The sequence below is a fragment of the Paenibacillus sp. Y301 genome (assembly GCF_059445505.1).
The window spans coordinates 435156-449237 of sequence record NZ_JCAIUL010000001.1 but is presented as its reverse complement, the minus strand read 5'-3'; the positions used below and the strand labels follow the sequence as shown (position 1 = coordinate 449237).

Here is a 14082-nt window from a genome sequence, read left to right as displayed (position 1 = left end):
GTAAGTATCGTATCATTTTCTATCCATAAATGCACGAAATAATAAAGACAAAAAAAGAATCATTTAAATCAGACAAACTTGCCTGATAAATGATTCTAATGTAGGCATTTAAGTTTAAAAACCAGGTATTACCGTATTTGTTTCTTTTAGAATCATATCCACTTCATGTTTAACATCTGGATTCTGCTTGATAAAATCCTTTAACATGCTCATACTGGATTCCTTCGAATGGGTCTGCGTTTGACTTCCTGATGATCCGTTTGATTCATGAGATGAATGTTGTGTGGAGCCCATCGTGGGACTTTCACTATCAAGATCCCCATTCATATTCATACCGAATCCTGCAAAATCCATCATCTTATCTTTAGCTTTGTCTGCAACCTGACTCATAGAACCATTCCGACTGTTTTTGGACATCATATTGGTAGCTGCTGCACCAATCACAATTCCGGTTAAAAGTGACGAAATATTCACACGTATAACCTCCTTTTATGATAGAATCATCGCTAGTATTTGCAATTATTTAAGTACTCATACGGTAAATTACAGGAAAGTGAGATGGAATTATGACAAAACAAACAACAACACTATTCCTGATTTGTGCTTTGTTACTGAGCGCCTGCGGAAATTCGACGACAAAGAACTCCGATTCAAATTCAGACACAAATCAAGTTCAACAGCAATCCCAAGAAGGAGGTATAACTTCATCTAATCCAGCGGCGAACCAACCAAAAGTTGAATCGTCGAATGAACCTGCGGCAATAGAAGAAGAAAACAACCAACCCACATCAGATGCATCTCCACAAGAAACACCCATCGAATTGAAGTACCACATGAACAAAAATTATGACATCATTCCAAACGATGAAGGTACACCTAAGAAGGTCGTTCTACTTACCTTTGATGACGGCCCAAAAGAAGCAGATATGATTAATAGTTTAATTGATACTCTGGACAAGCATCATGCGAAGGCTATTTTCTTCGTGAATGGGTATAAAGTAAAAGAAAATCCAGATCTACTCAAACTTATTCATGACCGTGAACAAATAATCGGCAATCATAGCTGGGATCATATCGTACTCAAATCCGAGTCCGAAACTGAAGTGAAGAAACAAATTGAAGATGTTCAAAAAGCGGTAAAAGATATCACTGGTGAAGTTCCTGTATTCTTCCGTCCACCCCATGGTGCTGGTGGGGATGTTGGCAAGAAAGTTGCCAAAGAGAATGGCCTGTTGTACATGACTTGGTCAAACGGATCTTTGGACTGGGAAATGAAGGAATCAGACGCTAATAAAACAACCAAGATCATCAAGAACGTAACCGACCAACTCCATTCAGGAAGCAACATTCTAATGCACGAATTACCTTGGACGGTTGAAGCTCTAGAAACATTATTAGTCGAACTTGAAGGAAGAGGATACACTTTCGTAGATCCGAGAAGTATTGAATTGGAAATGCGTTAGAAACGCGATACTCATTCGACATGAAAAAAAGGAATTATTCTTCGAAGTTTCATTCATTAATGAACTTCATTGAATAATTCCTTTTTATGTTACTTATCACCTTTAACAACCAGCATTACTTGAGCGTAATGTAATAAGATGCATCTCTGCCGGACAACGCAATCTCAAAGGTAAATGGCGATATCCGAAGCCACGACTCACAAACATAGTTGCTTTTTTAATAAGAGCATTCGACTGTTTCCATTGGAACAATCCACTCGCCATATTCCGATACTCCTTATCTAAATAGACGGGTCCCACGAGAGGTAGAATGATCTGACCCCCATGTGTATGCCCTGCTAAGATAAGGTCTGCCGGTTTAACGGAGTATCGATTAATCCACGCAGGATCATGAACTAAGACCATTCGGCAAGTCTCCATTTCATGTGCAGGCAGTTTCGGTAAAGATGGATAAGACCTTTTGCGGAGGGGTGGGTAATCCATACCCGTTAACCATACATGAGCTCCATTTTTATATAACTTAACATTACTGTTCATCAGCAATCTTACGTCGCATTGTTCAAGTATATGATCAAGTGAGGCCGTATTTGCCTTGTAATCGTGGTTACCATGCACAGCAAATACAGGAGCTACTAACCTTAAAAGACTCATGTTACTTTTCACTCGTTTGATGGGAACGTTCTTCTCCATGATATCTCCTGCAAGAAACACCCAGTCGACTTTATCTACTTGTGACATGATGAGACGTTTAGGTAGTCTTCTTCTGTGAATATCAGTAATCAATAGAATCTTACTACCATCAAATGAGCTCGGAAGACGATCCAGCACCAATTCAATAGGCAATATCCTTCTACATAGCCCTTCATTCATCATCCTCAGAATAACAGTTAACCCTACCACACTCACGAATAACGAGGCCCATATTAGTGCATCCATCGCCAGATCTCCTTCCAAGGAGGAGCCCCTTCTATTCCCCACCATACTAAAGCTCCAGTTAGTATAATGAATAACCTAATTAATGTATTTAAAAAGATTTTGCTAAATTTAACATTTAAGGATGAGTATGTATTAGATCTTAGAGGTACTTGATCGCTTTCAATGTCCCTCTCTTTATCCTCTTTATCTTTTACCACGCTTCTTCTCAAGGGATCCATCTTTTGGGAAGACACAGGATGTTCTGAGCCATTGATATCTTTTTCTTCACTTAAATCTTTGCGCAATAGTGGTGGCTTCTTTTTCTCCTCTAACCGACGTCTTTTATGCGATTCTACTCTACTTAATCCGCTACTCATGTTTCCCTCCGAAACGAATCATTAATCCTGATACCAAATCTATAACAAAATGGCACAAGATTGGAGCCCATAGGCTTCCTGTGTGGAGATAGATAAACCCTAGACCGTAACTACTGAGAAAAACCCAACCCGTAGGAATCCAATGTTTTAAATAGCGAATATGAATAACGGCAAATATAATACTCGTCCAATAAGGTCCTACAGCGTATTGAATAGCTCCTCGAAATAATAATTCTTCACACACGGCGACCATAGCAGCTATACAGACAATGTGCCATACCGGGCGATCACTGAACAACATGTGATTTATACCACCGTCGTCCATTGCATCCTCTGGCATAATTCTAGTTACTATGAAATCAACAATAAGCATTGTTCCCGCTAAACCAAGACCCCAAGCCACAAAATTGTCGGTATTATCTAAAGAAAAGAGTTCGAATGGATTTCTCTTCTGAAATAAAACCCATATAATGCCGATAACCAATGTAAGGGCTTGTGTGAAATATAGATTGAGAAGTAGTAGACGGCTATTTAATTGATCTGCAGACACCTGTTTAATTTTTATCTTTGGAATTTTCAATTTAATTTTTTTCATCGTGTCCAACCTGTTCTAGTTTAGTTTTATATGAATTTTGAAGGAGATAATAATAATGAAGAAAAAAGGTTCCTCTCGCATTGAATTGTATTTCAGTTTAACCTTAATTTTCGTCATCATCATATCAACAGCCGCATTCTTCTCAGGTGTAAAAGTCGGTGCAGATAAGATGGAAGATAAATATGATTACTTAAAAACTAAACCTTCCGATCCTGAGTTCATTGATTCGTATCAACAACAAGATTTAGTTAACTTCTATCATACCGTATTTTTACCTTACAGAGAATTTAAATCAGAATGGGTCGCTAAGACCGATACGATCAATCAAACTGAAAATGCTGCTCAGACAAGTAAATTACTGAAGCAATTAAGTCAACTTGCAGAAGACAAATATAGTGCAATATCTAACACTACCATGTATTCTACATCTCCACTACTACAGGAATCACAGACAGAACTTCTTAGTAGCATACGCCTTCTTGGTGATGCAGCAGATAAGATCTCTTCGTCCTCGAATTTAAATAGTGGTGAACAATTAATGAAAGAGTTCAGAAATAATAAATTATACAAGAATGGTATCAATTATGGACTTACAGCTCAAAAAAAATATTATTGTTCCATGGTAAACTGGAGTTCTAAGGTTAATCCTTCGATATCTCTTACGTATGACTTCACTAAGGATATTTCCTTCGCTTCATGGAGAAGTTATTCTTTAATTATCAAGAATGCCGCAGTGTCAACCATTTTGACAAAGGACTCAATCTTCAGAGCATATGATCCTCAGGATATGACTGCCAGAATCGATAATTTAATTAAATCTGGAAATGTGAAATCTATGAATCTTCATTCTGTAAATGATGTCATTCATCTACTGAGCACAACAGATGCAGTTAAAGAAAATGATTTCAAGAAATGGAAAAATAAATATTACAGTGAGGAACTTCTTCCTCAGTTACCGTTCTTTTATGAGTGAGCAGTCCTCAAGCCCTTATCAGTATAAAGAATCATAGCGAATTATAAGACGAAATTCAAGTTCACATGGCTACACGATTATAATTTGTATTTAATGCTATTGACATCTCTTACGTGACCATGATACATTATGAAAAATTAAGTACGAATAAGTCGATGACGGAAAACAGACAGATCTATAGTCTACAGAGAGTCGGTGGCTGGTGTAAACCGATGTCTAATATTTGTCTAAGCATTCCTGAGGTATTGCATTGAACGTAAGTAGGTGCAATCGGATAATCTCCGTTAACAGATATGATCATAATGATGATCATTTGAGGCTGCTGATATGATGGCAGTGAATTAGGGTGGTACCACGATAACTTTCGTCCCTTACTACGCAAGTAGTATGCGGATTGGAAGTTTTTTTGTTACTCTTTCACCATCATACCTTTAAAGTGGCTACTTTTTTACAATTTCAGTCTTTGTTGCGACAACGCGTTGCATTGACGAATACTGGTTTTACGGTCATATGTCGACCTATAGACATATGACTAAATATAATAGCTATTGATTATTAAGGGGGAAAGAAACCATGTTTAAAGTGTTGGTATCGGATCCAATCAGTGATTTAGGAATTCAGCAATTAATGGACGCAGAAGACGTAACCGTTGTGAAACAAACAGGTCTTAGTGAAGATGAATTAGTAGCAATCATCGGAGAATACGACGGTTTGTTAGTTCGTAGCCAGACTCGCGTAACCGAGCGGATCTTGACTGCGGGCAAGAATCTGAAAGCTGTAGGACGTGCAGGCGTTGGTGTAGATAATATCGATTTAGAAGCTGCGACGAAACGCGGTGTGGTCGTTATTAATGCACCTGATGGAAACACAATCACAACTTGTGAGCATACCTTTGCAATGATGATGGCATTAGCTCGTCATATTCCACAAGCGTATGCCAAGACAATCGGTGGAACATGGGATCGTAAAACCTTTATCGGTGTAGAGCTTCGCAACAAAACATTAGGTGTACTCGGTATGGGCCGTATTGGTAGTGAAGTAGCTAAGCGTGCAAAAGCTTTTGGTATGAATATTCTTGCGTACGATCCATTCTTGACAGCAGAACGTGCAGAGAAAATGGAAGTGACACTAGCTTCTGTTAACGATATTATTCTTAATGCGGATTTCATGACTGTACACACACCTTTAACACCTGAAACACGCAATATGATTTCACGTCCACAGTTCGAAGTTATGAAAAAAGGAATGCGGATCATCAACTGTGCCCGTGGTGGTGTTATTGATGAAATGGCATTAGTGGAAGCTATTGATCAAGGTATTGTAGCAGGTGCAGCCTTCGACGTCTTTGAACATGAACCACCACAAAGTGATCATCCATTCTTAAGCCATCCTCAAATTATCGTTACACCTCACTTAGGTGCATCTACAATTGAGGCTCAAGAGAATGTTGCTATTGATGTATCGGAAGAAATATTGCATATATTACGTAATGAGCCTTTCAAGAACGCTGTTAATATTCCACCGGTATCCGCTAGTGTTATGAAGAAACTTCAACCTTACTTCTCTCTCGGCGAGAACCTAGGTAGTTTCGCAGCACAAATTACGACACAAGCTGTAAGCGAAATTCATATTGACTATGCAGGAGATCTGTCTGATGTTGATACGTTACCACTTACACGTTATATCATAAAAGGTGTGTTATCTTATCACTTAGGAAATGATGTAAATATCGTGAACTGTTCTCATCTTGCTAAATCCCGTGATATCAACGTTGTGGTATCTAAGGCTGCAAGAACAAAAGGGTTCACGAACCTCATTTCTGTTACGCTCAAAACACAAACTGATCAAGATCGCCTTGTAGCTGGTACACTACTTCAGGGATATGGTGAACGTATCGTATTACTTGATAAGTTCCCAGTTGATATTGCTCCAGAAGGACATCAAATCTTGATCTCTCACAACGATAAACCAGGTATCATTGGACTTGTAGGTACTTTACTTGGTAAGAATGAAGTCAATATTGCATCGATGCAAGTTGGACGTACACTTGTTGGTGGCTCTGCCCTTATGATATTAACCGTAGATAAAGCAGTACCTAAAGATGTCTTAATTCAGCTTGTAGCTCTACAAGAAATTAATACAGCTCAAGAAATTATTCTAAATTAATAAAATCTCTAATCTATCAAATAAAGGCGTTGATCCATGGATCGACGCCTTTATTAATATATTAATCGAAATGGTGTTGTTCCCAACCCATGGTTCGTTTAACTGCATCCTGCCAAATGTGATATAATTTTTCCTTTTTTTCATCAGCCATTAACGGTTGAAATGTTCTCTCTGCGGAATTAAACTGTTTCAATTCCTCCTTACTCCATAACCCACTAACTAATCCTGCTAAGAGCGCCGCTCCAAGTGATGTTGTTTCTCCATTCTCTGTTCGTGTCACCTCTACTCCAAGAATGTCTGCTTGGAATTGCATCAACAAATTATTAGAGACTGCACCACCATCTACACGAAGCTCTCGTAGAGGCATCCCGGCGTCCTTCTCCATCGCATTAATGACATCACGAGACTGATAAGCCAATGACTCTATGGTAGCTCGTACAATATGATTAGATGTTGTTCCTCGTGTCAGCCCAAATATAGCCCCACGAGCATACATATCCCAATAAGGTGCCCCTAATCCAGTAAAAGCTGGAACCACGACAACGCCATCGCTTGAGGATACCTCAGTAGCCATTAATTCTGATTGAGCTGGTTCACTAATCCATCCTAGGCCTTCTTCAAGCCATTGTACGGCAGCTCCTGCCACGAAGACACTACCTTCCAGAGCATAATACATCTCATCTTCTATACCCCATGCAACGGTTGTCAGCAATCCATGGGAGGACGTTACCCGCTCACTACCGGTGTTCATTAGAATGAAACAACCTGTTCCATAAGTATTCTTGGCACTTCCCGCCTCTAAACAGGTATGTCCGAATAAAGCTGCTTGCTGATCACCTAGGACCGAATGTATTGGAATCGAAACACCATTTAACCATTTAGGGTCTGTCATACCATAAAAGTGACCCGACATACATATCGTCGGAAGAATGGATCTGGGAATACGTAATTCAGATAATAAATCGTCGTCCCAAGTTCTGGTATCTAGATTAAATAACATCGTTCTAGATGCATTCGTTACATCAGTAGCATGCACCTGACCACTTGTAAGCTTCCATATCATCCAAGTATCCATCGTTCCGGTAATCAACTGACCTTTTTCTGCCTTCTCTCTAGCACCCTCCACATGATCCAGAATCCAAGAAATTTTGGTAGCGGAGAAATAAGCATCAATGACAAGTCCCGTTTTCGTTGTTATTAATTCTGTAAGCCCACGTTCTTTCAAATCCTCACAAAGAGATGCTGTTCGTCGATCCTGCCAGACTATGGCTGGATGGATCGGTTTACCGCTGATTCGATCCCAGACTAACACAGTTTCCCTTTGATTAGTAATACCTATAGAACGGATATGTTCCGCATTAATTTGGCCTTGGGTCAAGGCTTCATGGACTGCCTCAAGTTGTGACATCCAAATTTCTTCCCCATCATGTTCCACCCAGCCAGGCTCTGGATAACTTTGTTTGATTGCCCTCTGAGCTCGCGCTACTGGACGAGCTTGATCATCATATACGATAGCCCTTGAACTTGTTGTCCCTTGATCAAGGGCTAATATATAGTCATTGCTCATGAAATATCAAGCCTCCTATTACTTCCATTCACATTTATATATCTTCTTCATTTGTTCCACGACGAACAAGATTAATCTTTCTTCTTCTACAAAAAAAACCTCCAATAGAGGTGTTTTTTGATTCTATATCATTATTTCTGATTTTCGACAGGAAGTCGTATCGTGAAAGTGGTACCCTCCCCCACTTCACTTGTAACTTTGACAGTCCCATGATGCGCCTCAACAATACTCATAACGATAGCGAGCCCAAGCCCAGTACCCGCAGATTCACCTCGAACACGAGCCTTGTCTGCCTTATAGAATCGTTCAAAGATAAAAGGTACATCTTCCTTTGGAACTCCGACACCTTCATCTTTCACTTCGATTTGAATAAATGAATTATGTTGATCCCCCTGAACAAATTCAGCTATAATATATATATTTTTGCCTGTTGGCGTATGGCGGAAAGCATTGTCGAGTAAATTCGTCATCACTTGTTCTAACTGGTCTTCATCCCCAGACTGAATGATCAAATCATCTGAACGTTTCTCATAATGGAGCTGTAGATCACAATCCTTAGAACGGACGAAAAATTTACGATAGATCCGTTCAAGTAACTCATGAATATTAACGTACCCCATGACCATGTCCGAATGTCCTGCTTCCATACGAGCTAGAACTAACAAGTCTTTCACAAGCCTACCCATTCGGAGAGATTCGTCATGAATAACTTGAATCAATTCTTTACTTTCTTCAGGTGAAGTAGCCATGCCATCTAACAAAGCTTCGCTATAACCCTGCATCATCGAGAGTGGCGTTCTAATCTCATGTGACACATTGGCAACGAAATCCGTACGCATCTTCTCTAAGCGCACTTCCTCCGTCACGTCGCGCATAACCGCTACAGCTCCACGAATATCATTCTCCGAATATAGAGGTGTCATAATCACAGACCATACATCTTGCTTCACATGCACTGAGGTACTAGAATCTCCACTTCCATTGATAGTCATATTAAATAGATCATCTAAAGGTTCTGGTACTTCTGATATACGTTTTCCCCGAGTTTCCGTCGATTCGAAATTCCAATCAATACTCTGCCATAATTCAAGAACACGATGACCCGGTGGATTGGTAAGAATGACTTTACCCTCATTATCAAAGGTGATTACCGCATCACTCATACTTCGAAGTACACTTGCTAAATGTTCTTTCTCCTGATTCAAATTACGAATGTTATCTTCGAGTTCTGCAGCCATATGATTGAAAGTGTTTGCTAACGCGCCAATTTCATCACTAGTCACAACCGATAACCGGGTTCCGTATTCCCCTTTGCGAATCGCATCTGCCGCATGAATTAACTTCTGCATCGGTTGCGTGATCCTAGATAGGAGGAATAATCCGAAGAAAGTTGTCATTGAGAATCCAATAATGGATGTGTAAGTAAATAGACGTTTGATGGCGCCAGAATTCGCGAAATTCGTGTCAATATAAGGCAACAAGAATAATCCCAGAGTAATCAATACAACAGCGACCAGACAAATAATAGTTAGCCATATTTTACCGACAAGTGTTTTCCAGAAATTCACGTTATTTCGAGACCTCTAACTTGTAACCCACGCCCCATACGGTAGTAATCATCGTCGCTGACTCTGGTGATACTTTATTTAATTTCTCACGCAAACGTTTCACATGGGTATCCACGGTACGTAAATCTCCGAAAAACTCATAATTCCAAACATCCTTTAAGAGTTCCTCTCTCGAGAAAACCTTATCTGGCGATACTGCCAAATAATGTAATAACTCATATTCCTTCGGTGTTAGTCCAACTTCCTCACCACTAGCGGTCACACGGTGTGCATCATGTTCAATAACCAAATGAGGGAACACAATATCATTACTAGAATTACCATCCTTAGATAAGTACGCAGTCGTCGAAGATCTCCGTAAAATCGCCTTCACCCGATAAATAACTTCTCGCGGACTAAAAGGTTTAACGACATAATCATCTGCTCCAACTTCAAAACCTTGCACTCGGTTAATTTCTTCCCCTTTAGCTGTAAGCATGAGGACAGGAGTCGATTTCACTTGTCTCAGACGCGTGCAGACTTCAACACCATCTATACCAGGAAGCATAAGGTCCAGAATCACTAGACCATAATCATTTGATATCGCTTTCTGAAGAGCTGTTTCTCCATCTTCAGCTTCATCAATTTGGTATCCTTCTTTTTCCAAATACATTTTTAATAATCGTCGAATGCGTTCCTCATCATCCACGACCAATATCCGATTTAATTCCTCTGACATCGTCAACAACCCCTTAATTATCCTACGTAGGACCCATGGTGAAAGTCCGATTCTCGGATAGATAGTCTATGTATTACCCAAGATTCTCTCCTAAATATCAATTATAGCGAAAATCCGTTTCAACATTCAACATCAAATGTGAAACGGATAGCCAAATACCTAAAAAAACGAATTCAAACTTATTCAGTTCCCGCATAGGAATGTAGACCAGCTATGATTAAATTAACCCCAACAAGCGTAAACATAACAATAACAAAGCCTAGTACCGCAAGCCATGCCGATTTCTTCCCTTGCCATCCACGCGACAATCTTAAATGCAAATAGGCACTATAGAATAACCACGTAATAAGAGCCCAGACTTCTTTAGGATCCCAACCCCAGAAACGCCCCCAAGCGATCTGAGCCCACATCATGGCAAAAATAAGTGCGCCTAAAGTGAATATTGGGAATCCAATTGCAATGGATCGATACGTAATCTCATCAAGATCATCAGCATCTAACCCTTTTAATAAAGGATGTACAGCCTTACCAATAGGTTTGCGTATAATAAGACGAATAATAGCATAAAGAATGAGTCCCGCTAATAGCGACCAAATAATAGTATTCAGTTTTCTTCCTGCATTAATACCTGTCATCCACGATGGAGCCTCGAATAAAGGTTCTTTCATCCCAAGGAAAGGTTGAAAGCTTTCTACCTCACTTTGATACGGTGCTACAATAGGTGGCAAATTATACTCCACTTTAGAAGTTTTCATCGTTGTATCCGTATCACTAACCATCTGTTCCTGTGTGAATACGGATTGATATCCATCTATACGGAAGGCAAAGACAGAGATAATAAATCCAAGGAGCACAACGATTGTTATGAATACGAACTCTACTCCTCGCTGTTGACGACGTTCTCTCTTGTCTTTACTGCTGAAATCAACAGATCGAAGGAGATACATAAATCCTGCTGCAAAACCAATAGCAAAGAATGATTCACCTAATGCTGCCATAGTCACATGAACTTGTAACCACCATGATTGAAGTGATGGTATCAAGGGTTGTGCTTCTTGAGGAAACACTGCCGCATAAGCCATAATAATAATTACGATAGGAACTGCGAATAGTCCTAATAGTGTCTTTTTATAAATGAGATATACCACTGTGAATGCGATCATAATCATCATGGACAAACTACTCATGAACTCAAACATATTACTAACGGGAATATGTCCAGAACTAATCCAACGCGTGAAGAAATAGATTAAATGAGAGATCAAGCCTAGAGAGGATAGGAAGAATGATATACTTCCCCATCGCTTCATATGTTGATCGGGATCACGATTTCTCCAAATACGTCCCATAATAGCTACTCCATACAAGATGAAGGCTACACAGTAGACCAAGAAGGCGATCGTAAAAAACATACTACTGAAATCCATTAAATTCATACTTGATTTCCTCCGTTATCTAGGGACTTTTCATCCACTTCCATATTCACTTTTTGTAATATTACTACGATTTCCTTTCGGATCCCGAACCAATTTTTGTTGGTGTGAGCAGCTAGAGTTAAACTTCCATCATCAATACGTATCCATATCCGGCGATGTTGCCAATAGAATCCTAGAATAAGACCGAGCATAACAATGGCCGCCCCAACCCATATGAATGGCATGACTTTATCGATTCGAATATTTAGATAACTCGTAGACATAGAGAAGTCAACACGTTCCATCCCCTGAACATCCAACTCAAACCAATCATTATCGCCAGCTAGTTTCTCATTAATCACGTCCTGCTGAAAACGCTCTTTATCCACTTGTTTAGGGAAATAAAAGTATTGTACACCCGCTTCAGGTAGATTTGGGCCCTTTAATAAAAATAAAAAGGAAGGTGCGTTTGGATTCGGTGATATAGAAACAGGCTCACCTTGATCATTCAATCCAAAATCCATATATTTCTCTACTAGATTCAGGGTGTAATTTCCTACTTTATACGTTCGCTCAGGATTACGAATATCCAGCTTGAATTGGCCATAATCTTTACCCGTATTCTTGTCTACTAGTGAAGGTGTAACTGATCTCAATATAGGCGTTGTATCGAAATCGAATTGATATGCTTTAAGTCCTTTATAATTTAATGGCTTATTTACCTCGATCGGATGACGGTATACTTCAGTAAGCTTAGGTTCCTTTGAAGGATCATCACAATTCTCAGTACATTCATAAAGTGTTGCTTCCGTACGGAAAAGCTTGGGGAGTATTTTCCCTTTTCCCTTGAATTCCTCTGGCATATCATCTTCTGTATAGTACTCTACGGTAAACTTATCATTCTTTAGATAATAAGAAGTATCAGGAATAGGCTTAGCTTCCCCTTCAGGAAAGGACAAATGTTGATCCATATTTAAACCTGGCAACCCCCGTGCAAGTACTGCAAGTAAGAAAATGATTAATCCAATATGAATAACATATGGACCCCAGCGACTAAAACGATATTTTTCTGCAAGTAATGCACTTCCATCCGTATGTACACGGTACCCCTTTTTCTTAAGCGGAGCCACTATTGTCTTGATCCATTCTTCTTCATCATCGACTAGTTGTGTCTGATATACGACTTTCTGACGAGTCAGGAACTGCATATGTTTGCGAATCTTTCTTTTCGAGAGTGCTTTATATAAAGGCAATACCCGATCTAGACTACAAATAATAAGCGAAGCTCCAATCATCACGAGTAATAAGACAAACCACCAAGATTCATAGGTATGTGACAATCCTAGCTTGTAATAAATTGAACCTGCTGTCCCATAAGTCTCAGGATAATAGCTTGCAGCATCAATATTTAAGAATGTACTTTCTTGAGGAAAGATCGTCCCCAACATTGAACCCAGCAAGGTAAGAATAATCATGTACACAGCAATCTTTACTGAACTAAAAAAGTTCCATATACGGTCAATTACATTTGGGGTACTTCGTTGTGAACGACGGGCCATCCCGTCATATCTCATTTCTAATAATTCTTTAGATTCTTGATCTTCTTTACTTAATGGGTTACCACAAGCTTCACATAGCACCGTTCCCACAGGGTTCTGATGACCACATTCACATTTCGTATTTTGAAAAGCTAATAAATCTTGGATCATTTGGTTGTCACCAACTGTTCAATTTCGTAATCCAACGTCCCTAGATCAAGTTCTCCCAAATGAATCTCTTTGATCTTCCCATTGGGTGCTACGAACAAGGTCGTCGGCAACGGTGATATACCATATTGTTGTACAGCTTCTTTGTTGGGATCTAGCAGGATTTGAAAGTTAATATTGGCCTGTTTCGCGAAATTCTCGACAGACATGACATCTTCACCCGCATTAATACCGATCACAACCACACCTTTGTCCTTCCACTTCTCCGATTGTTGTTGAAGTGCCGGCATTTCTTTGACACAAGGTTTACACCAAGTACCCCAGAAATTAATAACCATAGCTTTGCCCTTATATTCGCTAAGGTTATGAACCTCCCCATCCAATCCTAAAAGATTAAAGGAGGGCGTCTTATCTCCAACCACAGGCTTTCCTCCTGATCCATACACGTTAGAGATAATGGCATACCCTCCTAATAAGACAATGAGCAACAAAATAACAATCTGGACTTTTTTTCTGGATTTACCCAATTTCAAAGCCTCCCTCTATGACATATGTCATAATGAATTCACATTTAATTCACACAGTGTGAACATCCTATGAACAATTATAACTAATATTG

At 39.5% G+C, this 14082-nt stretch carries 13 protein-coding genes and 1 other annotated feature; of the genes, 3 read left to right on the top strand and 10 right to left on the bottom strand.

Annotation, left to right across the window (positions count from 1 at the left end):
- Positions 1-114: 114 nt before the first annotated feature.
- Positions 115-474, bottom strand: a complete 360-nt coding sequence (locus tag AC1D69_RS02200) for a hypothetical protein (protein WP_495454506.1) — start codon at positions 472-474, stop codon at positions 115-117.
- Between the two features lie 92 nt (positions 475-566).
- On the opposite strand from AC1D69_RS02200, the gene AC1D69_RS02195 reads away from it, so the two are divergent.
- A complete protein-coding gene (locus AC1D69_RS02195; RefSeq protein ID WP_495454505.1) occupies positions 567-1463 on the top strand; it encodes a polysaccharide deacetylase family protein in 897 nt (298 codons plus the stop codon).
- A 102-nt stretch (positions 1464-1565) separates the two neighbouring features.
- Here the strand turns inward: AC1D69_RS02195 and AC1D69_RS02190 are convergent, their stop codons facing one another.
- Genes AC1D69_RS02190 through AC1D69_RS02180 form a run of 3 tightly spaced genes read right to left on the bottom strand, consistent with a single transcriptional unit; the run spans position 1566 to position 3335 of the window.
- On the bottom strand, positions 1566-2399 hold the full coding sequence (locus AC1D69_RS02190; RefSeq protein ID WP_495454504.1) for a metallophosphoesterase: 834 nt from the start codon (positions 2397-2399) through the stop codon (positions 1566-1568).
- On the bottom strand, positions 2387-2755 hold the full coding sequence (locus AC1D69_RS02185) for a hypothetical protein (protein WP_495454503.1): 369 nt from the start codon (positions 2753-2755) through the stop codon (positions 2387-2389). Before AC1D69_RS02185 ends, AC1D69_RS02190 begins: the two co-directional genes overlap by 13 nt.
- Positions 2748-3335: a CPBP family intramembrane glutamic endopeptidase gene (locus tag AC1D69_RS02180; RefSeq protein WP_495454745.1), complete on the bottom strand. Its 588-nt coding sequence runs from the start codon at positions 3333-3335 to the stop codon at positions 2748-2750. The genes AC1D69_RS02185 and AC1D69_RS02180 overlap by 8 nt, the downstream gene beginning before the upstream one ends.
- 70 nt (positions 3336-3405) lie before the next feature.
- Here AC1D69_RS02180 and AC1D69_RS02175 point away from each other — a divergent pair, with 70 nt between their 5' ends.
- Together AC1D69_RS02175 and serA are read left to right on the top strand one after the other, a co-directional pair.
- Positions 3406-4323, top strand: coding sequence for a hypothetical protein (locus tag AC1D69_RS02175; RefSeq protein ID WP_495454502.1), 918 nt, complete (start codon positions 3406-3408; stop codon positions 4321-4323).
- A 146-nt stretch (positions 4324-4469) separates the two neighbouring features.
- Positions 4470-4698: a binding site (T-box leader), on the top strand.
- 198 nt (positions 4699-4896) lie between these two features.
- Positions 4897-6489 (top strand): phosphoglycerate dehydrogenase, encoded by a 1593-nt coding sequence (gene serA / locus AC1D69_RS02170; RefSeq protein WP_495454501.1) that lies wholly within the window; start codon positions 4897-4899, stop codon positions 6487-6489.
- 61 nt (positions 6490-6550) lie between these two features.
- Here serA and glpK read toward each other — a convergent pair whose 3' ends face one another.
- The 6 genes from glpK to AC1D69_RS02140 all read right to left on the bottom strand — a co-directional run bounded on the left by glpK (position 6551) and on the right by AC1D69_RS02140 (position 13990).
- A complete protein-coding gene (gene glpK / locus AC1D69_RS02165; protein ID WP_495454500.1) occupies positions 6551-8056 on the bottom strand; it encodes a glycerol kinase GlpK in 1506 nt (501 codons plus the stop codon).
- A gap of 131 nt (positions 8057-8187) precedes the next feature.
- Entirely contained in the window at positions 8188-9624 is a 1437-nt protein-coding gene (locus tag AC1D69_RS02160) for an ATP-binding protein (RefSeq protein WP_495454499.1), read from the bottom strand.
- A 1-nt stretch (position 9625) separates the two neighbouring features.
- The gene (locus AC1D69_RS02155) at positions 9626-10342 is read right to left on the bottom strand and encodes a response regulator transcription factor (RefSeq protein WP_495454498.1); all 717 of its coding nucleotides are present in this window, start codon (positions 10340-10342) and stop codon (positions 9626-9628) included.
- A gap of 179 nt (positions 10343-10521) precedes the next feature.
- Positions 10522-11778 carry a cytochrome c biogenesis protein CcsA gene (ccsA, locus tag AC1D69_RS02150; protein WP_495454497.1) on the bottom strand — a complete coding sequence of 419 codons (1257 nt, stop codon included), beginning with the start codon at positions 11776-11778 and terminating at the stop codon, positions 10522-10524.
- Positions 11775-13466, bottom strand: coding sequence for a cytochrome c biogenesis protein ResB (resB, locus tag AC1D69_RS02145; RefSeq protein ID WP_495454496.1), 1692 nt, complete (start codon positions 13464-13466; stop codon positions 11775-11777). Before resB ends, ccsA begins: the two co-directional genes overlap by 4 nt.
- Positions 13463-13990, bottom strand: coding sequence for a redoxin domain-containing protein (locus tag AC1D69_RS02140; protein WP_495454495.1), 528 nt, complete (start codon positions 13988-13990; stop codon positions 13463-13465). The genes resB and AC1D69_RS02140 overlap by 4 nt, the downstream gene beginning before the upstream one ends.
- Positions 13991-14082: the final 92 nt, after the last annotated feature.